Annotated in this window: 21 protein-coding genes; 8 read left to right on the forward strand and 13 right to left on the reverse strand. The window is 62.3% G+C overall.

The window, feature by feature from the left end; translation table 11 throughout:
- Positions 1–35 precede the first annotated feature (35 nt).
- From KHO23_RS16385 to manD, 7 genes are all read right to left on the reverse strand, one after another.
- Positions 36–410, reverse strand: a complete 375-nt coding sequence (locus tag KHO23_RS16385) for a hypothetical protein (protein ID WP_211612274.1) — start codon at positions 408–410, stop codon at positions 36–38.
- 14 nt (positions 411–424) lie between these two features.
- Positions 425–733, reverse strand: coding sequence for a hypothetical protein (locus KHO23_RS16390; RefSeq protein ID WP_236066889.1), 309 nt, complete (start codon positions 731–733; stop codon positions 425–427).
- Positions 734–1,102: 369 nt separating this feature from the next.
- Positions 1,103–1,936, reverse strand: coding sequence for a GntR family transcriptional regulator (locus KHO23_RS16395; RefSeq protein ID WP_211612275.1), 834 nt, complete (start codon positions 1,934–1,936; stop codon positions 1,103–1,105).
- 83 nt (positions 1,937–2,019) lie between these two features.
- Complete coding sequence (locus tag KHO23_RS16400; protein WP_211612276.1) at positions 2,020–3,312, reverse strand: MFS transporter; 1,293 nt, start codon at positions 3,310–3,312, stop codon at positions 2,020–2,022.
- A gap of 92 nt (positions 3,313–3,404) precedes the next feature.
- Complete coding sequence (locus KHO23_RS16405; protein ID WP_211612277.1) at positions 3,405–4,451, reverse strand: L-idonate 5-dehydrogenase; 1,047 nt, start codon at positions 4,449–4,451, stop codon at positions 3,405–3,407.
- Between the two features lie 31 nt (positions 4,452–4,482).
- Positions 4,483–5,886 carry an MFS transporter gene (locus KHO23_RS16410; protein ID WP_236066878.1) on the reverse strand — a complete coding sequence of 468 codons (1,404 nt, stop codon included), beginning with the start codon at positions 5,884–5,886 and terminating at the stop codon, positions 4,483–4,485.
- Between the two features lie 52 nt (positions 5,887–5,938).
- Positions 5,939–7,147, reverse strand: a complete 1,209-nt coding sequence (manD, locus tag KHO23_RS16415; RefSeq protein ID WP_211612278.1) for a D-mannonate dehydratase ManD — start codon at positions 7,145–7,147, stop codon at positions 5,939–5,941.
- A gap of 248 nt (positions 7,148–7,395) precedes the next feature.
- On the opposite strand from manD, the gene KHO23_RS16420 reads away from it, so the two are divergent.
- Positions 7,396–8,886, forward strand: a complete 1,491-nt coding sequence (locus KHO23_RS16420; protein ID WP_211612279.1) for a mannitol dehydrogenase family protein — start codon at positions 7,396–7,398, stop codon at positions 8,884–8,886.
- Between the two features lie 21 nt (positions 8,887–8,907).
- Here the strand turns inward: KHO23_RS16420 and KHO23_RS16425 are convergent, their stop codons facing one another.
- Both KHO23_RS16425 and KHO23_RS16430 read right to left on the reverse strand, forming a co-directional pair.
- Entirely contained in the window at positions 8,908–10,707 is a 1,800-nt protein-coding gene (locus tag KHO23_RS16425) for a diguanylate cyclase domain-containing protein (protein ID WP_211612280.1), read from the reverse strand.
- A complete protein-coding gene (locus KHO23_RS16430) occupies positions 10,707–11,855 on the reverse strand; it encodes an extracellular solute-binding protein (protein ID WP_236066879.1) in 1,149 nt (382 codons plus the stop codon). The genes KHO23_RS16425 and KHO23_RS16430 overlap by 1 nt, the downstream gene beginning before the upstream one ends.
- 703 nt (positions 11,856–12,558) lie before the next feature.
- Here KHO23_RS16430 and KHO23_RS16435 point away from each other — a divergent pair.
- Both KHO23_RS16435 and KHO23_RS16440 read left to right on the forward strand, forming a co-directional pair.
- A complete protein-coding gene (locus KHO23_RS16435) occupies positions 12,559–13,341 on the forward strand; it encodes an ABC transporter substrate-binding protein (protein ID WP_211612281.1) in 783 nt (260 codons plus the stop codon).
- Positions 13,342–13,661: 320 nt separating this feature from the next.
- Complete coding sequence (locus KHO23_RS16440; RefSeq protein ID WP_211612282.1) at positions 13,662–14,777, forward strand: succinylglutamate desuccinylase/aspartoacylase family protein; 1,116 nt, start codon at positions 13,662–13,664, stop codon at positions 14,775–14,777.
- A gap of 272 nt (positions 14,778–15,049) precedes the next feature.
- Here the strand turns inward: KHO23_RS16440 and KHO23_RS35420 are convergent, their stop codons facing one another.
- Positions 15,050–15,172 (reverse strand): hypothetical protein, encoded by a 123-nt coding sequence (locus tag KHO23_RS35420; protein WP_268963895.1) that lies wholly within the window; start codon positions 15,170–15,172, stop codon positions 15,050–15,052.
- A gap of 252 nt (positions 15,173–15,424) precedes the next feature.
- Between KHO23_RS35420 and KHO23_RS16450 the strand changes: the two genes are divergently transcribed.
- From KHO23_RS16450 to KHO23_RS16465, 4 genes are all read left to right on the forward strand, one after another.
- Positions 15,425–16,603, forward strand: a complete 1,179-nt coding sequence (locus KHO23_RS16450; RefSeq protein WP_211612283.1) for a porin — start codon at positions 15,425–15,427, stop codon at positions 16,601–16,603.
- A gap of 205 nt (positions 16,604–16,808) precedes the next feature.
- Entirely contained in the window at positions 16,809–17,195 is a 387-nt protein-coding gene (locus KHO23_RS16455) for a DUF6232 family protein (protein ID WP_211612284.1), read from the forward strand.
- 143 nt (positions 17,196–17,338) lie between these two features.
- Entirely contained in the window at positions 17,339–17,683 is a 345-nt protein-coding gene (locus tag KHO23_RS16460) for a hypothetical protein (protein ID WP_211612285.1), read from the forward strand.
- Positions 17,684–17,947: 264 nt separating this feature from the next.
- On the forward strand, positions 17,948–19,063 hold the full coding sequence (locus KHO23_RS16465) for a hypothetical protein (RefSeq protein WP_211612286.1): 1,116 nt from the start codon (positions 17,948–17,950) through the stop codon (positions 19,061–19,063).
- A gap of 82 nt (positions 19,064–19,145) precedes the next feature.
- Here KHO23_RS16465 and KHO23_RS16470 read toward each other — a convergent pair whose 3' ends face one another.
- A complete protein-coding gene (locus KHO23_RS16470) occupies positions 19,146–21,599 on the reverse strand; it encodes a glycogen/starch/alpha-glucan phosphorylase (RefSeq protein ID WP_211612287.1) in 2,454 nt (817 codons plus the stop codon).
- Between the two features lie 740 nt (positions 21,600–22,339).
- Here KHO23_RS16470 and KHO23_RS16475 point away from each other — a divergent pair.
- Positions 22,340–23,707, forward strand: coding sequence for an MFS transporter (locus KHO23_RS16475; protein WP_211612441.1), 1,368 nt, complete (start codon positions 22,340–22,342; stop codon positions 23,705–23,707).
- A 126-nt stretch (positions 23,708–23,833) separates the two neighbouring features.
- Here the strand turns inward: KHO23_RS16475 and ltaE are convergent, their stop codons facing one another.
- A complete protein-coding gene (ltaE, locus tag KHO23_RS16480; protein WP_211612288.1) occupies positions 23,834–24,841 on the reverse strand; it encodes a low-specificity L-threonine aldolase in 1,008 nt (335 codons plus the stop codon).
- Positions 24,842–24,881: 40 nt separating this feature from the next.
- Positions 24,882–25,643 carry a peptidoglycan DD-metalloendopeptidase family protein gene (locus KHO23_RS16485; RefSeq protein ID WP_211612289.1) on the reverse strand — a complete coding sequence of 254 codons (762 nt, stop codon included), beginning with the start codon at positions 25,641–25,643 and terminating at the stop codon, positions 24,882–24,884.
- Between the last annotated feature and the right edge of the window lies 1 nt (position 25,644).

Raw genomic sequence — 25,644 nt, forward strand, 5'->3', positions numbered from 1 at the left:
TCCTTCCGCTTGATCACGATAAATCGCGATAAAAATTATTTGACCAGAGCCTGATCGATCTGCCTTTGCACGGAGTCGAGGTACGCATGCGAAGCATCGGACACGACGAGTCGGACGGGCGGCATTGGCGGCCCTCTGCGCTCCTGCATCTGGATCGGCACACGCGACTTCTTTCGATGCGTTGCCGGCCTCACCGGCAAGTCATCGTCCGCGCCGCTCGGCGGCGGCAGCATCGCGAGCGATGGCAACGGTGGATAAACCTTGTCCGCCGCGGCCGGGAGCGCCGCAGTAAGTGCACTGGCCGATTGCAGATCCGTTCCCGGCTGGCCCGCAAAGGCCGGCGCGGCCACCGTCAATAAGGTGGTCAACAAGGTGATCCGTAAGGTGATCCGTGAGCTGATTCGAAGCATCGCGATGGCCTCCTTCATTGCACCGTCCTGATCGACACGCTATAGGGCTGACCGAGGCCGGCGGTTCGATTTTCGAAGCTCACCTTCGACATGCGTTGCGCCGGTACGCCCTTCCATACCGCCTGGTTCACGTACGCGAAATCCTGCCCCAGCGCGGTGACCAGCACGACCGTGGACTGCTGCTGCGCGGCAGCCAATGCGCCTGCCCTGGCGAGCACGGCGGTGAGTTGCGGGTCGTGCGCGCCGAGCGCGTCCGGCGGAATCTCGAAGCTGATGACTTCGTTGGGCGCCTTGTCCGTGCGCGCGGCGTTCTGGGCAGGCATCTGTGCGCATCCGGCCAGCGCGAGAACGGCTACGAAAAACCACACCTGTCGCTTCACACCTGTCTCCAGTCAATCCCGTTGCTATAGCGGTGTTTTCGGCAAGCCAACGGGAAAGTTGATAGGCCGGAAACACGCCTGCGAAATTCAAAAAGAGTTACCTCAAGATCGGCGCAAACGATTGCTTCGGCGCTCGATGAAGCGTCGAACGAGGGGAAGTTGCCTCGCGTTTCGAGCGGTTTATTCGTAGGAGGATTGAGAGGCTGGAGACGCCGCGGAACACAATTCCGCGGGGGATGCGCGTATGAGATGGGCTGGCGGGCGTAGTGTGAGTCCACACCCCTTACTGTCTGTAAGCAAGCGGTTATCGGCTTACGTCGAAAGCGGCACGCGCTCCGGCTCGTCCGCATCGAACCACGCTGGATTGCGCTCGGCAATGGGACCGAGCGACACCAGAATCTCGCGCAGGTGGTTGCGCATCGCCTCTTCAGCGGCGCTCGGGTCATGCGCGCGAAGGCCGGCCAGAATCTTCGCATGCTGCCTGATCAGCAGATCGAGCGGCGAGACGTCAGGCAGGCTCAGATAGCGCACCCTATCCATCTGCGCCTTGATGTCCTGAATCGTTTCCCACGCCGCCGTGCAATCGATCGCCTGCGCAATCGCGTAATGGAACGCCTCGTCGAGCGCGAGGAAAGCAGCGGTGTCGTTCGATTTCGCCGCGAGCTTCTGGTCGCGAAGGTTGTCGGCGAGTGCTTGCAATTGCTCGTCGGAGATCGACACGGCGGCCTTGCGCACCACCGCCGTCTCGATCGCTTCGCGAATGAAGCGCCCTTCCCGCACCTGGCGCGGCGAAATGCGCTTCACAAAAGTGCCACGCTGCGGCAATACCTGAAGCACGCCCGCTTCGACCAACTTGATGAACGCCTCACGGACCGGCTGCCGCGACACCTGAAACATGTCGGACACTTCCTTCTCCGAGAGCGGCGTGCCCGGCACCATCTGACCGGCGAAAATCGCCTCGCGCAGCGCGCGGAAAATCTGTTTGCCGATCGGCTCGTGCGAGTCGAAAGAGACGCTAGCCGTCAGATCCGGAAGTTCGACGCGCGCGCCGGCCTGTACGCTCACGCGACGCCGTGTGCGAGGCGCGGCGAGTGCGGTATCGGAGGAGAGAGAAGACGCGTTGGCGCGGAGGTTCCTGGTCGGCATCGGGCAAAGCAGCGAATGAATAACAATGGAGTAGCGAGGGAAACGGCACACCGTGAATACTCACTCAGGTGCGCCGCACCATACTACCATGCACGTTTCATCTTCAACACCTCCACACGCGGCTCCCGAATCCACACCAGCGAACACACCGCGCCGAGCACGGCAATCGCACCCGCCAGCACGAATGCGCTGGTGTAATTACCATGCGTGGCTTCGACGATAAAGCCGGTCACCGCTGGTCCGATCACGCCGGCCAGATTCGCCAGCAAGTGTACAAAGCCACCCACGCCGCCGACGTGTTCGCGCGGCACGGTGTCCTGAATCACGGCCCAATACACCGCGCCCGTCACGTACAGGAAGAAGATCGACACCGACATCAGGGCGACCGCACTCTGCGTGCTGGCGACGCGCCCGGCCAACGCCACGCACACCGCCGCCGCGCCCAGACAGCTACCCAGCACGAGCTTGCGCGACAGCAGCGGCTTGCCGGTCAAGCGCAAGATGAAGTCCGAGATGAAGCCGCCCGCCGCGAGGCCGATACTGCCAAGCAACCACGGAATCACCGTGGCGAAACTCATATCGCGCAGACTCAGGTGATGCGCTTCGGTCAGATAGGTCGGGAACCACGACAGGAAGAAAAACAGTACGTAGTTGTATGAGAAGAACGCGAAGGCGGTCGCAAGAATGATTGGCTTGCGCAGGAAGTGCCGCAGGCCGAGCCTCTCGCCGTCGGCCGAATGCGCGATCGCCTGTTCGTCCGCCTGGCCGGCGCGGATGAGTTCGATCTCGTCAGGCGTGACGCGCGAATTTTCGTGCGGGTGTTCGGTCGTCGTTGCCGCCCAGAAGACGAGCCACAGAAGACCCAGCAGCATGATCGCGACAAAGGCCCAGCGCCAGCCGAACTGCACCGCCATGAAGCCGACCACCGGGCCCGCCAGCGCGCCGCCGAGCGGTGTGCCCGAACTGATCACGCCAATCGCGCTCGCGACTTCCTTGCGCGGGAACCAGTTGTTGACCATCTTGCTGTTCGACGAACTGAATGGACCTTCACCCATGCCGAACAACACGCGCAGCACGATCAGCGAACCGATGCCGCTTGCCAACGCGGTCGCGCCGCAGAATATCGACCACACGCCCATGGCGGTGCCGAATACGCGTTTCGCGCCGACCTTGTCCGACAGCACGCCGCCCACAAAATTGAACAGCGCATAGCCGATGAAAAAACTGCTGAACACAACGCCCATCTGCGCATGCGAGAAGTTCAGGTCTTTCTGGATCAGCGGTGCGGCAATCGACAGCGCCGCGCGGTCGAGGTAGTTGATGACGCCGGCCAGAAACAGCAGCGCGACAACAAACCAGCGTTGACTCTTGATCATCAGGTGTCTCCTTCGGGTCGCCTCTTGGCGGGCGTTCAAATAGCTCGAATAGTTTGATTGGTTTCGCCGGGCACTGCTGCCACGGCGGATATTCAGTCGAAAGTCAGATGCACCTTCATCGACTGAGAGCGGTCGAGCGCCACCTCGAACGCACAGTTCGCTTCGTTCATTGCGAACGCATGCGTCATCAGCGGCCTCAGGTCGACCTTGCCGGAGGCGATTTCATCGGCGGCGATGGCGTATTCATCCGTGAAGCGGAACGAGCCTTGATAGCGGAGTTCTTTCGACATCACCAGGTTCGCCGCCACCGGCGACTGGCCGGCCGGCAGATTACCCACCTGAATCACCGTGCCGCCCGCGCGCGCCGCACGCAACGCCGTATCGAGGCCGGCGGGACTGCCCGATGCCTCGATGACCACGTCGAACGTGCCGCGTTGTGCGTGCCATTGACCGACCGTCGAGCAGTCCACCGCGTTCACGGTCTGATCCGCGCCGAGTTGCCGCGCGACCTGCAACGCGCGATCCGAAAGATCCAGCGCAACCAGGCGATGCGCGCCGGCGCGGCGTGCCACGGTCAGCAAAATGCAGCCGATCGGCCCGCAACCCACCAGCAAGACGTTCGCGCCGACGAGCGAACCCGCCTGCTTCACCGCATGCAACGCGACGGCAAGCGGCTCGGCCATCGACGCCTGCGCAAAATCGACACCATCGGGCACAGGTATGCATTGCCGCGCCGCGACGACAATGTACTGACGGAACATGCCCTGCGTATGCGGGAACGTCGATGCACTGCCCATGAAGCGCATGCTCAGACAATGATTCGGCATCCCGACGATGCAAAAACGGCACGTCCCGCAAGCGAGTCCTGGATTCACGGCAACGCGCTGCCCAGGCGTCAGGCGGTGCTCCGCGCTCACACCCTCGCCGAGCGAATCGATCTCGCCGGCCACTTCATGTCCGAGGACGAACGGCTCGCGCACCGCGAAATCGCCGCTCCGGCCTTTGAAGTAGTACGACAGATCGGAACCGCAAATGCCGCCGGCACGCACGCGCACACGCACCTGGCCCGGACCGGGTTCGGGCGGATCGACTTCGTCGATGCGGATCAGTTTGGGTTCGTGAAGCACGGCTGCAAGCATGATGAACTCCGGTATGGCGAAGGTCGCGCGCTCAGTGCTGCGCAACGGAAGACGAAGATGAGGACGGGAACGCTTGCGCTGGGGTGCGCCCCTCCACCGGCTCGCCCCCGCTCCAGTCATGGAGATCGCCGCCGCGGCGCCGGGGCGCCGTTTCCGGCAAGGCAAAGAGCGAGGCGGCCGACACGATGCCGAGCACCGCCACGTAGAGGATCAACGCGAGCGAATTGCCATGCGTAGCCTGAATCAGTTTGACGGCCAGCAGCCCGAGCACGCCGCTGCCGAGCAACGAGCCGATTTGCCAGATCAGCGCGATACCACTGCAGCGCACGCGTGCCGGGAACAGTTCAGGGAACAGCGCCGCTTGCGGTGCATAGCAAAGACTGTGGCCCACACTAATGGCGAGAATCATCACGAGCTGGATTGCCGCGCGATTGCCGCTATCGATCGCCATGAAGAACGGCACCACCAGTGCCACGTGCAATAACGCGCCCGCAATGAAGGTTGGACGCCGCCCGATGCGATCGGACAACGCGCCAGCGAGCGGAATCGTCACAAGTTCGAGCGCCACCGCGACGATCACCGTTTCGAGCAGCATGCTTTGCGCGATGCCGTGTGCTTTGCCGTAGGCCAGCACGATCATCGTGTACATCGCAAAGGCGCAAGCCTCGATCAATTTGGCCCCGACACCTTTGACGATCGTCGGGCCGAACTGCCGCACTACTTCAACCACCGGGCGCGAAGCGACTGCCTTGGTCTGCTGGATCGTCGCAAAGATCGGCGACTCTTCGGTGCGCAAGCGGATATACAGGCCCACGGCGACCAGCAGCGCGCTGGCGAGAAACGGAATGCGCCAGCCCCAGTCGAGCAGTTGCGCCTGCGTCAAGGTTGCGCTCAGGAGCGCGAACAGACCCGAAGGAATCAGGAAACCGGCCGGCGCGCCGAGTTGCACGAGACTCGCGAAGAAGCCCCGCCGAGCAGGCGGTGCGTATTCCGCAGTGAGCAGCACCGCGCCCGCCTGCTCGCCGCCCACACCGAAGCCTTGCAGCACGCGAATCACGATCAGCGCGATCGGCGCCCAGATGCCGATCGACTGATAGTCCGGCAGCAAGCCGATCGCGAACGTCCCCAAACCGACAATCAGGATCGTCACGATCAAGGCCTTCTTTCGGCCGACGCGATCGCCGAAATGACCGAACACGATGCCGCCCAAGGGCCGCGCCAGAAAACCGACCGCGTAGGTGGCGAAGGCGGCAAGCGTGCCGATCAGCGGGTCGGCGGCGGGAAAGAATTTCTGGCCGAACACCAGCACGGCGGCGGTGCCGTAAACGAAGAAGTCGTAGTACTCAGCCGCGGTGCCAATGGTCGAGGCGAAGGCCACGCGGCGCAGCATGGCGGTGCTGGCCGGCGCGGCGGCTTGCGGACGTGCTGGGTTCACGCGTGTCTCCATGATTTTTTAGTAAGTTGGTTAAGGGTTGAGCGAAATCAGCTCACCAGTTCCACAGCGTCCCGTCTTCGAGACGCGCGACCGGCAGATAGGCCGGGTCGTAGGGATACCGCGCAGCCGCTGCTTCGTCGATATCGACGCCGTGGCCCGGGGCTTCGCCCGGATGCATCATGCCGCGATCGAAGCGCCATGCATGCGGGAATACGTCGAGTGCTTCCTGCGGGAAGCCCATGTATTCCTGCACGCCGAAATTCGGCACCCACAGATCGAAATGCAGCGCCGCGCCCATGCACACCGGCGACAGATCAGACGGCCCGTGGCAGCCGGTTCTCACCTGGTAGAGCGAAGCAAAATCCGCGATGCGCCGCAGATGCGTAATGCCGCCCGCGTGCGTCAAGGTTGCGCGGATATAGTCGATCAACTGCTCCTCGATCAACTGCTTGCAGTCCCAGATACTGTTGAAGACTTCGCCCACGGCGATCGGCGTCACGGTATGTTCACGAATCAGCCGGAAGCCGGCCTGGTTTTCGGCGGGCGTCGGGTCTTCCATCCAGAACAGACGATACGGTTCGACCGCTTTGCCCAAACGCGCGGCTTCGATCGGCGTCAAACGGTGATGGACGTCATGCAGCAAATGCGTATCGAAGCCGAACTTGTCGCGCACCGCATCGAAAAGCTTCGGCACGAAGTCGAGATACTTTTCCGACGACCAGCTCTGCTCCTCGACCGCGCCCTTGGTGGCCGGCTCGTACATGCCGCTGCCTTTCGACACGCCGTACACCGAGCGCATATTCGGCACGCCGCATTGAATGCGAATGGCCTGATAGCCGGCCTCGATGTGCTCGGCGTAACGGTCGAGCGCTTCGGGAATGTCGCGACCGGTGGCGTGGCCGTACACCATCACGCCGTCTCGTGAGGCGCCGCCGAGCAGCTTGTACAACGGCATACCCGTTACTTTGCCGAGAATGTCCCACAGCGCCATATCCACCGCGGCGATCGCCGTCATCGTGACCGGGCCGCGGCGCCAGTACGCGCCTTTGTAGAGGTATTGCCAGGTGTCTTCGATCCGGCCGGGATCGCGTCCGATCAGCAATGGGCAGACATGATCTTTCAGGTACGAAGCGACCGCCAGTTCGCGGCCGTTCAGCGTTGCATCGCCAATGCCGTGTACGCCCTCATCCGTGACGATTTTCAGCGTGACGAAATTGCGGCCCGGGCACGTGACGATCACATCGGCGCGAACGATCTTCATGACATCTTCCTTGCAGAAACAAGTTGTGAACCGCGTAAAACGGCGGCATGCGACTTGCTGTTTTTTCATGTCGGTTTCGAGCACGGGCTGAAGTTAAAAATCACCTTCATCGCCTGTCTCAAGCCGTTTGAACGATGCTACCATACAAGTATAGCGATACGTCAAATCAGGGTTTTCCCGCTGAACGGCGTCGTGCCGAAGCCTTTTTGGCTCTTTTCTTGTTACCTGGATTAGCTGGATTTCACGACATGATCTCTGCCGCCACCTTGCCCCGCCTCGTCCGCGAAGCACTGCCCACACTGCAAACCCATCTGCTGTCGCCGCAATGGCAGGAGCCGCGCATCGGTATCGTTCATCTGGGGATTGGCAACTTCCATCGCGCCCATCAGGCCCTCTATACGGAGGAGGCCATGATTGCCGCGGGCGGCGACTGGGGCATCTGTGGCGTCACACTGCAAGGCGACGTCGGCAAGCGCGACGCGCTGATGGAGCAGCAAGGGTTATATAGCGTGGTTGAACGTGGTCCGCATGGCGCCAGGGTGACGGTTGTGCGTGCGTTGCGCGAAGTGCTGGCCATGCCGCACGATCGCGCCGCCCTGTTCGCGCGCCTCGCGGATCCGCTAGTACGGATCGTCTCGTTGACCGTCACTGAAAAAGGCTATTGCCGCGACCCGAAAACCGGCGAGGTCGCGCTGGACGATCCCACCGTTGTGCACGATCTGACTAACCCGCTCGAACCGCGCACGGTGCCGGGCATTCTCGTCGCGGCATTGCGCGAGAGGCGCGACGGTGCGAACGGACAACCGTTCACGGTGCTCTCGTGCGACAACCTTTCCCATAACGGCGCCGCACTGCGCCAGGTAGTCTGTTCGTTCGCGCGGCAACTCGACCCTGAACTGGCCGACTGGATCGCCGCCAACGTTGCGTTTCCATCGACCATGGTCGACCGTATCGTGCCGGCCACCACCAGCGCCGAACGCGCCACCGTGGCCCACGCGATCGTTTATGAGGACGCCGCACCGGTGCCGTGCGAACCGTTCCGGCAATGGGTCATCGAAGATCGTTTTCCCGGGGGACGTCCTGCATGGGAAGCGGTTGGCGCGCAACTCGTCGACGATGTCACGCCGTTCGAACTGGCGAAGCTGCGCATGCTGAACGGCACGCACTCGACGCTGGCTTATCTGTCGATGCTCGGCGGCTTTGACACCGTCGACGCAGCGATCTCCCGCCCCACCATGCGCAATCTCATTCACGCGATGATGACGCAGGAAATCGCGCCGACGCTCACCATGCCCGCGTCATTCGACCTGCCCGCCTATCGGGACGCATTGCTCGAGCGCTATGCGAATCCGGCACTGAAACATCGCTGCGCGCAGATCGCGATGGACGGCAGCCAGAAGATTCCACCGCGCCTGCTCGCCACGATTGCGGCACGAATCGACGCGGGGCAATCGTTCACGCGTCTTGCGTTGGCGGTAGCGGCCTGGATGATGTTTTTGCGCGGCCATGCGGACGACGGCACGCGTTACGAAATCAGCGATCCGTTGGCCGCCAGATTGACGGTGCTCGCGGCATCCGCACAGGGCGAGCCGCAGGCGCTGATGGATGCATTGCTGTCGGTGCGCGACGTGTTTCCGGCCGATCTGGCTGCCCTTCCAGAGTTCAGAAAAACCCTTCGGCAGGCATTGCAGCTACTTCACGAAAACGGCGCACGGGGCGCCATTGCGGCCTCGCAATGACCGACTATTGTCGTGAGCGATTCAGGCCGTCGGCTCCGCCTCGCGGCCTTCCGTTGCCCCCTCGCTCGCCTGCTCCCGTTTCAGCTTGCGTGCTTCGATCACATCCCGATAGCGCAGATACGCACACCGTCCATCGGATTTGGCCGCATACATTGCTGCATCGGCATTGAGCAGCAGTTCTTCTGCCGTGGCGCCATCGTCCGGAAACTGGCTGATGCCGATGCTCGCGCCGACTGTCATGCTGTGTCCGTCGATCAGTAGTTCTTCGTTCAATGCGCCGATGATCCGCGAGGCAATCCCTGGTGCGGCCTCGGCGGAACGCGGCCCCTCGATCAACACGATGAACTCGTCACCGCCAAGGCGCGCGGCAACATCCGCCGAGCAAAGCACCTGCGTCAGCCGGTGCGCTACCGCGGCGAGCACTTTGTCCCCAATCGAATGGCCGAACTGATCGTTGATCTGCTTGAAGCGGTCGAGGTCGACGAACAGCACCGCCAGCCCTTCCTCACGCCGTGTCGCTTCCGCGATCGCCGCCTCGATTTTCTGCATGAACAACATGCGGTTCGGCAGGCCGGTCAGCCCGTCGTGAGTGGCGAGATGCACGAGCTCACGTTGCTTGTTATGCAGCACATCCATTTGCGACTTGATTTCGCGGCGCAGACGATCGAAACAGCGCGCGAGGATGCCGATCTCGTCGGTGCGTTTGAGCGGCAGCGTTTCCATCGCGTGCTCGGCGAACAGATGCGTCGCGGCGTACGCGAGAATGTGCAAAGGCTTGGTCAGGGCACGTGCGAACAGAATCGCCAGGAATAGCGCCAACACGCTGAAGATCAACACCATGCGGATGATTCTGTTGCCTAGCTGCGTGGCGCCGGATAGTACATCCTGGAGCGGTCTCGCGAGGCCAAGCACGATAAATCGGCTGCCCTCGGACGAGCCGAACGGCCTGCGCACGAAAGCGAGCACCTGGCCGGCCGCCTGCCCCGGCTGCACCAGACCGTTCAGCAGAACTTCACTTGTTGCCTGATCGAAGAGCGGCTTGGTGGCGGAAAAACTGTCCTGCATCAGAACGCGGCGCCCCTTGTCGAAACCGAACGTTTTCGAGGCGTCCGGATGGACCAGGAAATCGCCCCATTCGTTGGCGAGATAGAACCGATAGTCGCTCGGCAAATCGCTCTGCAACCGGTTGAGCAGGCCGGCCAGATCGATGTCGATAATGACGACGCCCACCACCGTTCCACTCGCGTCCGCGATCGGTGTGCCGAGCCGCAGTGTCGGTTTGCCCTCGGCGGCATGGGTACCGTACTCGTGATTCACCGTGATCGGCGAGGTGTAAATGCGCCCAGGCGAGAACGCCAGCGTGTCGAACACATACGCGAACTGCCCTTTTTCCTGCAGGCTGTTTCCCTCGACCCGCATCAGGCCGTCCGCGTCCCGGTCGAAACGGATCAGTTCGAGTCCGTAGTGCTTGCGGGTAATCAAGCGGATCTGCAGGTCCTCGGGGTGGTGAACCATGAAGCTGGCATACACCTGCGCCAGTTGTTCGCGCGGCGCATTTGCGCCAAGGCCGTTGTCGGTCTGCACGACGTTTGCCGTAGACGGCAGGCTCGCGAGCACCAGCGCGTCCGCGCCGACATCGTCGATCGCCGCGGAAAAGCGCTGGCCCAGCAGTTCCGTTGAAGTCAGCAAGCTTTGTCCGGCTTCGTTCACCAGCATCGTACGGTTGGCACGATACGTGTAATAACCGGTCGCGCCGGACGCGAGCACGCCAATGCATGCCAGCAGAATCGATAACTTGAAGGTCAAGCCGGGTCGTATCATCAAAAACGCTCCGACCTGTCGCCAGACACGATTCTGTTCCACAGTTCTTCGCGCCGTTGAATATCTTCCACCGGACCGATCCAGACGATGCGCGCCTTGTCGCCGTTTTCCGCCGGCGCCGTCAACGTGTTGGCGAGCCCCTGACGTTGCGTCAATAACGCGCTCACGTCCGGCTCCAGCATGTAATTGATCCACGCGAGTGCGAGCGGGCGATCTTTTGCGAAACGCGTCATCGACCAGCAGTCCAGCCAGGCGAGCACCCCTTCGTCGGGAATCACGTAGCCCACGTCGGCGCCGGCGCGACGCAACGATTCAACCTGCTGGGTGCCATAGTTGCCGAACATCAAGGCAACGTTATGCTGGATGAAGAACGCGGTCGCTTCTTCCGGCAGCGTGTAATAGGTCAGCAGGTTGCGGCGCAGATCGACGAGCTTGCGAGCGATCACGCGCATCTGCGTGGCATCGAGCTGGAACGGATGGGGATAGCCAAGCGCCAGCGCGGTGAACGAGAAATTATGCTGGGCGCTATCGAAGTCCAGAACCTTGCCGCGGTAACGCGGGTTCCACAATTCGCGCATCGAGCGCGGCGCAATAGCGATCTGCTTGCGGTCATAGATCAGTCCCATCGACGAATACGTGAATGGAATGGCGTACACATGACCTGCCGAGGTCAGCCCTTCAATCGACGACAGCGCCTGAAACCGCGGCAACTGTTTTTTCGTATTCGGCAAACTGGCAAGATCGAGCGGCGCCAGCAGATTCGCGCGGGTATAGCGCTCGATTTCAGCCGTATTCGCCGCGAGCACATCGAACTGCGGCGTACCCTGGGCATGCATCCGCGCCCATAGCGCCTCGTCGGAAGCGACCCACGTGACTTCGACCTTCGCGTTGTAGCGCGCTTCGAAAGTCTTGACGACATCGGCGTCCGCATAACCGGGCCATGCCAGTACGCGCAACACGTTGCCCGCTGCCACAACGGGTGCCGACGACAAAAGGCTGCAGCAGAAAACGGCGCTGATCAGCAGCGTCAAAAACCCGGAAACGCCGCGCCGGCGCAACGAATTCGCGCGTGTTGCCGCGACTGCAATTCGACGCGGGAGCGATGGTTTGAAACAGCGCATTTCATCTGCCATCGAAATCGTGTGCATATACAACACCACTTAGCAGAAGGCCATAAAGACGAACGCAAACAGGCGCGCGGTGATTAACCGTGCACGTCGTGCTCGATGACTTTGATCAGACAGATACGGATACGCCCGCCCGCTGCGAAGACAGGCATGCGGAGCGTAAATAATAGCGCCAAGCAATGCATTTTTGGTTCCGGCCCCGTCCCAATCGAGAAAAACAACTCGTCAGACCTGATTTAACAAATGCGCTCATCTGCATTTAACGGTAGTTCATGCGAAATCTTTAACTCATAGACAGCCAATTGAAACAATCGCGAACGTTGTAATAATCCGCAATAGGCGCTGGTAAATAGCGACATTTTCAATGCTGGTTTGGCCGCCACAACGCATCATGCGAAGTGCTGGGAAGTGCTGGGGCAAAAACGCCACCATTAGCCAACTTCATTACGACACCGTTACAAAGCAACAGGCAGCGTACCGGGGCCATGCAATCCGCATGACGGCGCCGTCGAATCCCCACCACATTCAAGCTTTAGAAGCTATTGCCATCCGCCATCCGGTGTTTCACTAGCTACCCAATCTTTTTGAACTGATAAGCTTGGCGCGCGCTGCTGGCCGCCCCGGCCGGCAGCTTCAACCCAAGCCTGGTCGTGAGTCGCGCCAGGTGTCCCGCAGCGGCACAACCGCATGCGGGAGTATTTGAACTACACCGAGGAGTTAAACAGTGAAAAAACTGCTAGCGGCTTTGACGGTTGCTCTGCTTGCCACCGTCTCGATTGGCGCACACGCTAAAGATTGGTCGACTATCCGTTTCGGCGTTGACGCCAGCTACCCCCCGTTTGAGTCGAAAGGCTCGGACGGCAAGCTCGCGGGCTTCGACATCGACCTCGGCAATGAAATCTGCACGCGCCTGAAGGCCAAGTGCGTGTGGGTCGAAAACGACTTCGACGGGATGATCCCGGCCCTGAAGGCGAAGAAGTTCGACGGCGTGCTGTCGTCGATGTCCATGACGCCGCAACGCGCAGAGCAGATCGCCTTCTCGGCGAAGCTGTTCAACACGCCGACGCGCCTCGTCGCGAAGAAGGGTTCGGGCATCCTGCCGACCGCCGATTCGCTCAAGGGCAAGTCGGTTGGCGTCGAGCAAGGCACGATCCAGGAAACGTACGCGAAGACCTACTGGGAACCGAAGGGCGCGAAGGTCGTGCCGTATCAGAACCAGGATCAGGTCTACGCAGACTTGCTGTCGGGCCGTCTGGACGCAGCACTGCAAGATGCGGTGCAAGCTGAAATCGGCTTCCTGAAGACGCCGCGCGGCGCGGGCTTCGACTTCGTCGGCAAGGACATCGACGATCCGAAGATCCTCGGCAACGGCGCAGGCATCGGCATGCGTAAGGAAGACACCGATCTGAAGGCGAAGGTCGACAAGGCAATCGCCGACATCATCAAGGACGGTACGTACAAGAAGCTCGAGAAGAAGTATTTCGACTTCGACGTGTACGGCAGCTAAGCCGGCGAGGCGCGTCTGACGGCGCGCTTGCGGGCTTGCAAAGAACGGGCTCCGCGTCATGCGGAGCCCGTTTCATTTGCGAAGCCGCTTTGCCGCGCCGCCCGGACGGCGATCGAACCGGACAGGACTGCCCGCGCGCCGCGCGCGATCTCCGACCTCCGATCACGCCGCATAAGACCACGCGCCGCCTCATATCGGCTAAGATCGTGCGACCGCGGCGCCGCGAACGAGCCCGCCAATGACCGGCCGTGAAGCACCCTTTCTCCCTGTAATCAACGACATAGCGTGGCACGCCCCACTTGCCCGCGAATTCGAAAACCATGCAAACCCAAACCCATCCGCTGATTGCCCCGACGCTCGGCACCGCCCGTAATCTGACGAGTTTTCACTATGGTCCTGGCGGCGGGCAGAAGATTTACATCCAGTCGTCGCTGCATGCCGACGAGTTGCCTGGCATGCTGGTCTCCTGGGCGTTGCGCCGCAAGCTCGCGGCGCTGGAAGCCGCCGGCAAGATGCGCGGCGAAGTCGTGATCGTGCCGGTGGCCAATCCGATCGGTCTGAACCAGCACTTTCTCGGCCATTTGACGGGCCGCTTCGAGACCAACAGCGCGCAGAACTTCAACCGCAATTTCTACGAACTGGCGGCGCTGATTCAGCCCGGCATCGAAGCGCGTCTGACCGACAACGTCGACGCCAATCGCACGGCCATCCGCGCGGCGATGCGTGAAGCGCTCGACGCGCAAAAGCCGGAAACCGAACTCGAATCGCAACGGCTGGCGCTGCAAAAGCTCTCCTATGACGCCGATGTCGTGCTCGACCTGCACTGCGACTGGGAAGCCGCGATGCACCTGTACACGAATCCGGACCTGTGGTCGGAAGTCGAGCCGCTCGCCTGCTATCTGGACGCCAAGGCGTCGCTGCTGGCGCTGAATTCGGTGGGCAATCCGTTCGACGAAATCCACAGCTTCTGCTGGTCGGATCTGCGCGGCCGTTACGGCGACCGTTTCCCGATTCCGAACGGTTCGATCTCGGTCACGATCGAACTGCGCGGTCAACGCGAAGTCTCGTACGAGTACGCCGAACACGACGCCCAGGCGATCATCGAGTACCTGACCATGCGTGGCGTGATCGACGGCACACCGGCGCCGCTGCCGGCGCTCGAATTCGCCGCGACGCCTCTGGCCGGCGCAGAGCCGATCGTCGCGCCGATCAGCGGCGTGCTGGTGTACCGCTGCGAAGTCGGCAGTTGGGTCGATGTCGGCCATGAGATCGCCGATATCGTCGATCCGTTGACCGATCGTGTCGTGACCCTGAAGAGCAGCGTGGCGGGCGTGCTGTACGCACGGCATTTGACGCGCTTCGCGACGGCCGGGCTGGAATTCGCGCGCATTGCCGGTGCGAAGGCGTTCAGAAGCGGGTCGTTGTTGAGCAACTAAGGAGCAGACGGCCGGCGCGTACAGCTTCGGCCTGAACGCCAACGACTTCGGCACGTCGGGCACGGCGAACAATTGGTGGGCGCCCCGGGTGGGCGCTCCGGGTGGGTGTGCGGCACCGGTTTTGAATCGCGTGCGACTTTGCGGGCAGCATGAGCGGCGCGGGTCACTTAGCATCACCCACGACAGTGATCCATGATCCAAAGTGAACTATGGATTCATGCCAGCCGAGAATCCGCTCAAAAAGACAATCGGCTCAAATCATCCGAATCGGCTCATATTTTCGAGCCGCTCATCGTGCCGATCCTGAGTTGTTTATCGTCGGCATGCGCAAACGTTGCCGTCAGCGAAACGGCGGCGATAGTGGGCAGATTCTGAATGATTTTGCGGCGTTGCATGCAGCCGATGCACCCGAAAACCCATCGTTTTTCACGCGTTCATATCCACGATCTGGAAAAAGCTTATGAGCGGCGTGCCTTGCGTGATTTCAACCAGCGACGCTATGTGAGTGTCGCGCCGGCGCTACAGATTCCAAAAATAAGCAAAGCTGTCACATACCTTACTCTGCATTCCCTTAAATTTCGGGCCATCGCACGACCTTGCCAGAGAGCCGGCGTGGCGATCGCTTAATTTTTAATCGGAGAATTGTCTTGAATAAGAAAGTATTTGCCGCCGCTACTCTCGCCGCCTTCGCCAGTGCCGCCCACGCGCAAAGCAGCGTCACGCTGTATGGCCTGATTGATGCCGGTATCAGCTACGTGAACAACTCGAAGACCTCGACCGGTCACGACAACCTCTTCAAGTATGACGACGGTGTTGCTCAAGGCAGCCGTTGGGGCCTGCGCGGCACCGAAGACCTCGGTGGCGGCCTGAAGGCGCTGTTCGTGTTGGAAAGCGGCTTCAACAGCGGCAACGGCACGCTCGGCCAGGGCGGCGCACTGTTCGGCCGTCAGGCATTTGTCGGTCTGTCGCAGAACAACGTCGGTTCGCTGACGTTCGGTCGTCAGTATTCGTTTTCGACGGATTATCTGGGCGGCAACTACTCGACTGGTGGCCAAACCGTCGCGGGTAACTACGCTTACCACATCAATGACGTCGACCAACTGACTTCGAGCCGCATCAACAACTCGGTCAAGTTCAGCAGCGCGAATTTCGCGGGCCTGACCTTCGGCGCGATGTACGGCTTCTCGAACACGGCTGGCGCCTTCGCCGGCGTGCCGGGCAGCGGCACGGCCGCGGCACCGGTCTCAGGTTCGTCGCGTGCATACAGCTTCGGCCTGAACTACGCAAACGGCCCGTTCGGCGTGGGCGCAGCGTACACGGACATCCGCTACCCGGGCCAGTCGACGCCGGCTTTCTCGACGTCGATGGCTAACGTGACGTTCCCGACGATCGGCACGGGCCAGATCCAGGATCTGCGCACGTTCGGCGTTGGCGGCCGCTACGCAATCGGCGCAGCGACGCTGTGGGCACTGTACACGAACACGCGCCTCGCACCGATCACGGGCAGCGCGACCACGTTCGCTGCATACGAAGCGGGCGCGAAGTACGCGTTCACGCCGGCGCTGACGGCGGGTGCAGGCTACACGTACATGCACCTGAGCGACGCCAACACGGGCCACTGGAACCAGGTGGACCTGAGCGTCGACTACGCGCTGAGCAAGCGTACGGACGTGTATGCACTGGGTATCTACCAGATCGCTGCTGGCCAGGTCGGCAAGACGAATCTGCAAGCGCAGATCGGTTCAAGCACGAGCTACTTCAGCACATCGGGCACGGGTGCGGACAACCAACTGGCGTTCCGCGTCGGTATCCGTCATAAGTTCTAAGCACGCTTTACCCTTGTCGGCGAAGAACGCGAGTTCCTTGCCGACCGGAGGTTCTGGAAAACGCCCTACGGGGCGTTTTTCTTTTGAGGATCGGTTTTTCAGGCACCGGTGTTGACGCAACCCTGTGTTGCGACGCCCGGCTACTTCCAGTGCGGCCACCGCATCTGGTACGCTGCGCCCTTTGCTACCGCTTGCATTGGACTCGATGGAAACCCCTTTCAACGACCGCGGCGTGTCGGTCACGCGTAACGCACTCTCGTCGGCCGGCCAGGTCTTTCCGCTTGGCGACATCGTCGACGTGCAAGTCGTCACCGTGCAGAAAAACAAACTCCTGCCGCGCGCAATCTCGCTCGCTGGACTCCTGGGCGCTATTTTCGGCGGGATATTTCGCTCCCCCGTCGGCATGGTATGCGGCACGATGCTGATCGTGGTCGGCTGGCTCACGTGGGCGACTCAGGACATCACGCATCGCTTGATGGTGCAGACCGGGAATGGCTTGCGCGAAGCGCTCATGAGCACCGACCGCGAATTCGTCGAGCGCGTCGCCGCTGCCGTGCATGATGCGAAGGCAGCCGCCGCGCGCCGCGCTTGAGTGGCGCCGTTCGCCGCGCGCCGCACGCCGCGTTAACACAATTTTGATTCGCGGCCCGGCAGCTTTTGCATGTCGTTGAGGCGCGCGCCTCTACAGTGGTTGGGTGTCAACAACGCGCGCCGCCTCGCCGAATCGGCGCAACCATGATGCTTACGTCCGTAGCAACGTCTCAAATCTCCGCCCCGCGCACGTCGCGCGAACCACGCATTCGCCGCCGCACGCATGTCGTCGTCCCGCTCGTCATCATCGACGTCACGGTGCCCGGCACTTCGTCGGCAAGCGGACGGCGCGCATTGCATGCCGCCCTCGGAGACGATCTGCGTCTCTATGTCGTTACCGTCGACAATCAGCACGAGCGCGTGGGCTTTCGTGTCGAAGTCACCTCGCGCTCGCTTGATGATGTAATCGGCCTGCTGACGGCCACCCTCGATCGCGCCACGCTCGGCCGCGCCCAGGCCACCGTGATTCGCCGCCCGCGCGACTATTGACGTAGATCAATGCTTGCACCGGCAACTTGCTAGCCGCCGCCCAAACCTTTACACATCTTTGCAATTGCCCGCGGGTGCCCGTGTAGAGTCGCCGCTCCTGTTATCGCGTGTTCCCTCCCGCAGGCTCCCGCAAGCGTCCCGGTTTCCCCGCCCACGCCGCGGCAATCCAGTGAGATTGCCGCCAGTGCTATCCGAGTTGTCCAACCCGCAGCTCAAGATGCATCGCCTTCGCCTGGGACCCGCCTTTTTGCAAAGCGTGATCCTATGTTCCTGTCGTCTCTCAATGCCGCGCGCCGGTGTGCCGGTCTTCATTTTCGTCTTCGTTTTTGTCGTCAGTTGCGTCGTTCAACCGCAGCGGCGCTGGTCACAGCCGGCGCGCTCGCCGCGCTGACCGGCTGCTCCGTTACCTTCCCCACCCCTACGCCGCCGGCCCCCAATGCCGCGCTGATCAACGGCGGCAACGACGGCCTGCTAATCCCGCTGCACGTGGAGCGTGCCGACGAAGATCACGCACGCCTCGGCCTGCCGGTCCAGCTCGACGGCAAGCCGGTGTACATGGCGTTCGACACAGGGACGCAAGGTGCGCGGGTGCTGAAGTCGGTGCTGCCGGGTTCGAACTATGCAAGCGCCGGCGGCGTGACTTCATTGTCATTCGCGAACGGCGTGGAGATTCTCGGCTCGGCCGTCAAGGTGCCGTTCAGCGTGGCCGGCACCACGCCAACGTCGATCGCCGTGCAAGCAGTGGACGTCGTGCGCTGCCTGCCGAACGCGCGGAAGTGCGTCGGCATGGACGGCTACACCGGTGAATTTGGCTGGGCATTTTCCGGCATTGTCGGCGTCGGCGCCGCGCAGCCGGACGATAGCTGCTGCACCCAACCGTTGCGCGCGTTGCCCGGCAACATCGGCCAACGTTATCTGGTGCACGCGAACTTCGCAAAGCCGTACGTGGTGTTGAGCCCTTCGAACGTCATCACAAAGGACTACACCATGGTGCCGATGACAATGTCGAAAGACGGCACGGCGCAATGGCCGAGAGGCTGCGTGAATGTGGGCGGCAAGATGACCTTCTGTGCGCCGCTGGTGTTCGCAACCGGCAGCACCGGCATGATTCGTATCGAGATGGACAAAGCACCCAACTGGGCCGGTGACGGCGATGTCGGCAGCGTGCTCGATCAGGGCAACTATGAGACGGCAATCGGCACGGGATCATGGGTGCACCGTTACGAGAAAGCCCAGATCACGATCGTCAAGGCCAAGCCGGACGCGAACCGGATCGTGGTCGGATTGATGGCCATGCAGAACATCGACGTGCTGTTCGATTTCCCGCGCGGGCAGTTCGGTTTGCATGCAGCACAGGAGAGCGAACGATTCGCCCCGTGATGTCCAGCTATCGATAAAAAAGGCCGTGCGAAAAATTCGCACGGCCTTTTTCATTTGAGCAAGCGCCTCAAACGCGCTCGCATCACTCCATACTGAGCGGATTCACATGCCAGATATCGCGCGCATATTCGGCGATGGTGCGGTCCGACGAAAACTGTCCCATGCCCGCAACGTTCTCGATTGCGCTCCCGGTCCACGCGCGCTTGTCGACGAAACGCGCATCCACCTCGTCCTGCGCTTTCGCAAACGCGGCGAAATCGGCGAGCACCATATAGTGATCGCCCCAATCCACCAACGTATGGAAGATGTCCGAGAAGCGCAGTGGATCGTCCGGCGAGAAGAAGCCCGTGCGGATCTGGTCGAGGGCCATACGCAGTTCGGGATTCTCCTCGTACACATGCCGCGGCCGGTAACCGGTGGCGCGCAGGCTGTCCACTTCGTCAGCGGTATGGCCGAAGATAAAAATGTTGTCGCGCCCCACCGCGTCGCAGATCTCGATGTTGGCGCCGTCCATCGTGCCGATCGTCAACGCGCCGTTCAGTGCGAGTTTCATATTCCCGGTGCCTGATGCCTCGGTGCCGGCCATTGAAATCTGCTCCGACAGATCGGCCGCCGGAATGATCAACTCGGCCACGCTCACGCCGTAATTCGGCACGAACACCACCTTCAGACGATCGCCGATCAACGGGTCGTGATTGACCTTCTCGCTCACATCGCCGATCAGCTTGATGATCGTCTTCGCCATGCGATACGCGGAAGCTGCCTTGCCGGCGAACATCACTACGCGCGGCACCCAATCGCGCTCCGGATTCGCGCGGATCTGGTTATAGCGCACGATCACGTGCAGCACGTTCAGCAACTGCCGCTTGTATTCGTGAATACGCTTGACCTGAAGATCGAACAACGCATCGGGATCGAAACTCATTTTGGTGTGATGCGCGAGCCGTTGCACGAGCCGCAGTTTGTTCTGCCGCTTCGCTTCATGAAAAGCGTCGATGAACGCGCTGTCGTTGCGCAGCGCGCGCAGTTGCTCCAGCTCGAACAGATTGCTGCGCCAATGCTTGCCAATCTGCTGATCGATCAGCGACGACAGCGACGGACTTGCCTGCGCCAGCCAGCGCCGCGGCGTGATGCCATTGGTGACGTTGGTAAAACGTTCCGGATAGAGGCGCGCGAAGTCGGCGAAAATATCGCGCGTCATGAGTTGCGAATGCAGCTTCGATACGCCATTCACCTTGTGACTCGCGACGATCGCCAGGTAGGCCATCCGCACGCGCCGCTGGCCATATTCGTCGACCAGCGAAATGCGGCGGATCATCTCGCCGTCATGTCCCGATTGCTCGCTGACGTGCTTGAGAAACCCCGCATTGATCTCGAAGATGATCTCCAGATGGCGTGGCAAAAGGCGCGCAAGCATCTCGACGTCCCACGTTTCGAGCGCTTCGGGCATCAAGGTGTGGTTCGTGTACGAGAAGATCTTTGTGACGTGCTGCCATGCCTTGTCCCACGGCTGATGATGAACATCCACCAGCAAACGCATCAACTCCGGAATCGCCAGCACCGGGTGCGTATCGTTCAGATGCACCGCAACCTTTTCGGAGAAGCGCCCGAACGTGCTGTGCGTGCGCTGATAGCGGCGAATCAGATCCTGCATCGTCGCTGAAACAAAGAAGTACTCCTGACGCAGCCGCAACTCGCGGCCCGCCGGCGTCGAATCGTCCGGATAGAGCAGCCGCGACACGTTCTCCGACATGTTTTTGGTGTCGACCGCGTTGCGATAATCGCCGCGGTTGAACGCGCCGAGGTCGAGTTCGTCGGTTGCGCGCGCGGACCACAGGCGCAGCGTATTCGTCGCACTGGTCGCGTAACCCGGAATCACCGTGTCGTAGGCCGTGGCGTTCACATGCTCGGTGTCGATCCACTCGACATGCTCGTTACGCTGCACCGTGCGCCCGCCGAAATGCACCATGTACTTGATCTCGGGCCGCGGAAACTCCCACGGATTGCCCGCGCGCAGCCAGTAGTCCGGCGCTTCGACCTGCTCGCCGTCGACGATCTCCTGGCGGAACATGCCGTATTCGTAACGGATACCGTAGCCGAAACCCGGAATGCCGAGCGTCGCCATCGAATCGAGAAAACAGGCGGCGAGCCGCCCGAGACCGCCGTTGCCGAGGGCCGCGTCCGGCTCGATATTGACCAGCATGTCCATGTCGACGCCGAGACTCGCGAGCGCTTCCTTCATCTGATCGTGAATGCCAAGCGCGAGCAACGCGTTCGTGAACGTGCGGCCGATCAGGAATTCCATCGACAGGTAGTAGACGCGTTTGACGTCCTGTTCGTACTGCAGGCGCGTGGTCTTCATCCAGCGCGCAACCAGCCGGTCACGCACCGCGAGCGCCGCGGCGTGCAGCCAGTCATGCGGGTGAGCCGTGACGGCGTCCTTGCCGACGCCGTACATCATGCGATTGGAAATTGAGCGCCGTAGCGCGTCGACGGTACTGTTGAGCTGGTCGAATTCCAGATCGACGGCTGTCATCGAAGCCTCCGGGGAAAAACGACGCGACATACGCGAACCGCATAGATGACGGACGGGAGGCGCGTGCCGGTCAGGCGGGTTAACAAACAGAGTACGACATTTTACGGCCCTCGGACATCGGCGAGCGCGAGCGGGTGCTCACGCACATGCCATGCCCGCCGACGCGCGGCGTTTCACGGGTTTTGCGCACGTGCGCGGTGCAAACGGCCTGCACGCAGCACTGCGCGCGTGCATCGGCGCGCAAAACAGGCAAACGACGTCAAGCGGTGAAAGCGGCCTGCATGGGAGAGATAGCACGATTATCTTGTTCGACGTGTGACCCGCCGATGAACAGGTTGACCGGTTCGATATGTGGTCAAATCGGCGCGCCTCATCTGCTGAACGGTCATGCCGAAGTGGCGCGCGATAGCGCGATCGCGCGACACCCCGACACCGCGCCGGTTCAAAGGCGCCATCCGGGCTTGACCGTTAGTTGCATTGTGAGCGCTAGTCAAAGCGCCCCGTCCTGCTGACCGCCCAGCACGATTTCCACGTCTCTGTAACAATCGCACCATTCGCCGCGCGAGCCGCCCTGCCCCCGGGACTCAGGCCCACGCGCTTCACGCCACACAACCCTGCCGCTTGCGCGCCGCGCTGTCCCTCCGCAGCGCCGGCGCTGCGGCATGCATAACCCGACGAGCCACGCCTTGTCCGACAAACCCAGCGTCACCGCCACCCCGACCTTTCCGGCGGACGGCCCGATGAGCGCCGCCAATCGCCGTGCGATGGTCGCGATCATGCTCGCGGTCGCGCTCGCCACGCTCGATACCGCGATCGCCAACACGGCCCTGCCCGCCATCGCCGCGGATCTGCACGCCGCGCCCGCGGCGTCGGTGTGGATCATCAACGCCTACCAGCTCGCGATGGTCGCGACGTTGCTGCCGCTCGCCGCGCTCGGCGATATCGTTGGGCATCGCAGGATTTATATCTGCGGCATTGCGCTGTTCACACTGGCGTCGCTGGCGTGCTCGCTCGCGTCCACACTGCCGATGCTCGCCGCCGCGCGCGTGCTGCAAGGTCTCGGCGCGAGCGCGATCATGAGCGTCAACACGGCATTGATCCGTTATCTGTATCCGCCGCATCGGCTCGGACGAGGCCTCGGCACTAACGCATTGATCGTCGGCGTATCGTTCGCGGTCGGTCCGACGGTGGCGTCGCTGATTCTGTCGGTTGCCGCATGGCCGTGGCTGTTCGCGGTCAACGTGCCGCTCGGCCTGCTGGCATTGACCTTCGCATGGCCCGCGCTGCCGTACACCGAGCGCGGCAAACACAACTTCGACCCGATTGCGGCGCTCCTCAACGTGATCACGTTCGCCGCGCTGATCTTCGCGCTCGGCGAAGCAGCCCAGCGTGCCTCGACCCAATTGGTGCTGAGCGCGGCCGCGATCGCCGTGACGTTCGGTGTATTGCTGATTCGCCGTGAAGCCGGCCACCCCGCACCGATGCTACCCGTCGATCTGTTCAGGCGGCCGGTGTTCGCGTTGTCCGCGGTGACCGCGGTGTGCTCGTTCGCCGCGCAAGGGCTGGCGTTCGTGTCGCTGCCTTTCTACTTCGAGGATGTGCTGCATCGCAGCCAGGTCGAGACCGGTTTTCTGATGACGCCATGGCCCGTGGTGGTCGCGTTGGCCGCACCGCTGGCGGGCAGTCTGTCCGACCGCTATCCGCCGGGCTTGCTCGGTGCGATCGGCCTTGCGGTGATGTCGGCAGGGATGGCGTCGCTGGCGTTGCTGCCGGTGCATCCGCATGTGCTCGACATCGGCATCCGCATGGCGGTTTGCGGCGCGGGCTTTGGCTTCTTCCAGTCGCCCAACCTGAAGGCTTTGATGGCGAGCGCGCCGCCCGAACGCAGCGGCGGCGCCAGCGGCATCGTCGCGACCGCCCGGCTGCTCGGACAGACCACCGGCGCTGCGCTGGTCGCGCTGAGCTTCGGCATCGCCGGGCGGCATGGACCGACGCTCGCACTCAGCGCCGGCGCCTTCTTTGCCGGCGCGGCGAGCCTCGCGAGCGGACTGCGGCTGTTCGCGCCGTCGCACCGCTCGAGCTTGCCCGTGAAAGCGTCGGCGGAATAAACAAAGCGAGCGCACTGTCACAGCAGTGCGCTCGCTTTTTTAACCGCTCCTGCAAGACTGGTTTTCAGCGCTGGCCTTCCCGTTGCGCCCAGCCCGCGTCCGCGCTGAATCCTGCCGTTCGATCGATCAATGCGCGGCGAAATACCCCTTCACTGCGGCGATAAACGTATCGATGTCCGCACGCGACACATCCTTATGCGTGACGAAGCGCGACGCGTAAAGCATTTGCGTGAGGATGCCACGCTCCTTGAGCCACGCTTCGAGCGGCGCGCAATGCTGCTGCGGAAACTGCACGAACACCATATTGGTCGCGATGGACTGCACCTTGACGTGGTCGATCGCTTCCAGACCGGCCGCCAGATGCGCGGCGTTCGCGTGATCGTCGGCGAGACGCTCGACGTTGTGATCCAGCGCGTAGAGGCAGGCCGCCGCCAGTACGCCGGCCTGGCGCATTCCGCCGCCCAGCACCTTGCGCCAGCGATGCGCCACATCGATCAGCGCCTGGCTGCCGACCAATACCGAGCCGACCGGCGCGCCCAGACCCTTCGAAAAACAGATCGAGACCGAGTCGAACAGCTCGCACAGCGCCGCGACCGGCTTGCCCGATGCAACCGCCGCGTTGTAGACCCGCGCGCCGTCGAGGTGAGCCGACAAGCCGTGCCGGCGCGCGAGGCCCACCGCCTCGTCGACATAACCGGCCGGCAGCACCTTGCCGCCGATGGTGTTTTCCAGCGCCAGCAGCCGCGTGCGCGCGAAGTGGTTATCGATCGGCTTGATCGCGGCGGCGATCTTCTCGAGGGGGATCGAACCGTCGGCGGCATTCTCGAGCGGCTGCGGCTGGATGCTGCCCAGCACCGCTGCGCCGCCGCCTTCGTACTTATAGGTGTGCGCCAACTGGCCGACGATGTATTCGTCGCCGCGCGCGCAATGCGCCATTAACGCCGCCAGATTGCTTTGCGTGCCGCTCGGGAAGAACAGGCCGGCTTCCTTGCCGGCGCGCTCCGCGACCGTTGCTTGCAGACGCAGCACGGTTGGGTCGTCGCCCCAGACGTCGTCGCCCACTTCGGCGGCCGACATGGCCGCGAGCATGGCCGGAGTCGGACGGGTTACGGTGTCGCTGCGCAAATCGATCATGGTGAGAACCTTGGGTGTCCCAGTTTGGGTAGAAATGGCATCATCCGCCGGACTTCGGCAGCCACGCAAGCGGATCGACCGGCTGGCCGTTCTGGCGCACTTCGAACTGGATCGACGCCACGCCCCGGCTGTCCACGCCGACTTCGCCGATGGTCTGCCCTTGCGCGACAGCGTCGCCTTCCTTGACCAGCAGTGTGCTGTTCTGCCCGTAGGCGGTAATCAGCGAGTCGTCGTGTTTGATGATGATGAGCGGGCCGTACGCTTCGATTCCGGTACCCGCGTAAACCACCCGGCCGGTGGCGGCCGCCTTGACCGGATCGCCCGGATGGCCGCCGATCACGATGCCGTTCGACCTGCCCGGCGCAAAGGTTTTCAGCACCGGGCCACGCAACGGCCACAGCAACACGCCTTGCTGCGCAACGCCGGGCGCACCAGGCGTCGCCGCACCATTCTGGCCGGCGACATTGACCGGCGGTGTCACCACGCTGCCCGACGCCATCGGCGGAGCCACCCGCAGCACCTGTCCCGGATTGACGGCCGCATTCGACGCAAGTCCGTTCCACGCCGCAATCTCCTGCGGCTTACGGCCGTACGCCGACGCAATGCCAGCCACCGTGTCACCCGGATTCGCGCGGTAGTAACCGGCCGGCACAGGGACCGTGGCAAGGGTAGTCGGGCGGGACGGCGCGCTGCTGTAGAACGGCGTACTTTCCCACGGCATTGTCGTACAGCCGCTGAACATCACGCCGAGTGTCGCCGAGATCAGCAACCGGGTCGCCGTGAAATGCCATTGTCTTGTCATG

This window comes from Paraburkholderia haematera (genome assembly GCF_905220975.1).
Taxonomy (GTDB): domain Bacteria; phylum Pseudomonadota; class Gammaproteobacteria; order Burkholderiales; family Burkholderiaceae; genus Paraburkholderia; species Paraburkholderia haematera.

Excerpts from the sequence above, each read along its gene's own strand:
- KHO23_RS16395 (WP_211612275.1), bottom strand. The coding sequence starts at position 1,936 with ATGCCGACCAGGAACCTCCGCGCCAACGCGTCTTCTCTCTCCTCCGAT.
- KHO23_RS16470 (WP_211612287.1), bottom strand. The coding sequence starts at position 21,599 with ATGACAGCCGTCGATCTGGAATTCGACCAGCTCAACAGTACCGTCGAC.
- KHO23_RS16390 (WP_236066889.1), bottom strand. The coding sequence starts at position 733 with ATGCCTGCCCAGAACGCCGCGCGCACGGACAAGGCGCCCAACGAAGTC.
- KHO23_RS16420 (WP_211612279.1), top strand. The coding sequence starts at position 7,396 with ATGATCTCTGCCGCCACCTTGCCCCGCCTCGTCCGCGAAGCACTGCCC.
- KHO23_RS16440 (WP_211612282.1), top strand. The coding sequence starts at position 13,662 with ATGCAAACCCAAACCCATCCGCTGATTGCCCCGACGCTCGGCACCGCC.
- KHO23_RS16465 (WP_211612286.1), top strand. The coding sequence starts at position 17,948 with ATGTTCCTGTCGTCTCTCAATGCCGCGCGCCGGTGTGCCGGTCTTCAT.
- KHO23_RS16405 (WP_211612277.1), bottom strand. The coding sequence starts at position 4,451 with ATGCTTGCAGCCGTGCTTCACGAACCCAAACTGATCCGCATCGACGAA.
- KHO23_RS16430 (WP_236066879.1), bottom strand. The coding sequence starts at position 11,855 with ATGCACACGATTTCGATGGCAGATGAAATGCGCTGTTTCAAACCATCG.
- KHO23_RS16485 (WP_211612289.1), bottom strand. The coding sequence starts at position 25,643 with ATGACAAGACAATGGCATTTCACGGCGACCCGGTTGCTGATCTCGGCG.
- KHO23_RS16425 (WP_211612280.1), bottom strand. The coding sequence starts at position 10,707 with ATGATACGACCCGGCTTGACCTTCAAGTTATCGATTCTGCTGGCATGC.
- KHO23_RS16460 (WP_211612285.1), top strand. The coding sequence starts at position 17,339 with ATGATGCTTACGTCCGTAGCAACGTCTCAAATCTCCGCCCCGCGCACG.
- manD (WP_211612278.1), bottom strand. The coding sequence starts at position 7,147 with ATGAAGATCGTTCGCGCCGATGTGATCGTCACGTGCCCGGGCCGCAAT.
- KHO23_RS16400 (WP_211612276.1), bottom strand. The coding sequence starts at position 3,312 with ATGATCAAGAGTCAACGCTGGTTTGTTGTCGCGCTGCTGTTTCTGGCC.
- ltaE (WP_211612288.1), bottom strand. The coding sequence starts at position 24,841 with ATGATCGATTTGCGCAGCGACACCGTAACCCGTCCGACTCCGGCCATG.
- KHO23_RS16385 (WP_211612274.1), bottom strand. The coding sequence starts at position 410 with ATGCTTCGAATCAGCTCACGGATCACCTTACGGATCACCTTGTTGACC.
- KHO23_RS16475 (WP_211612441.1), top strand. The coding sequence starts at position 22,340 with ATGAGCGCCGCCAATCGCCGTGCGATGGTCGCGATCATGCTCGCGGTC.
- KHO23_RS35420 (WP_268963895.1), bottom strand. The coding sequence starts at position 15,172 with ATGCAACGCCGCAAAATCATTCAGAATCTGCCCACTATCGCCGCCGTT.
- KHO23_RS16455 (WP_211612284.1), top strand. The coding sequence starts at position 16,809 with ATGGAAACCCCTTTCAACGACCGCGGCGTGTCGGTCACGCGTAACGCA.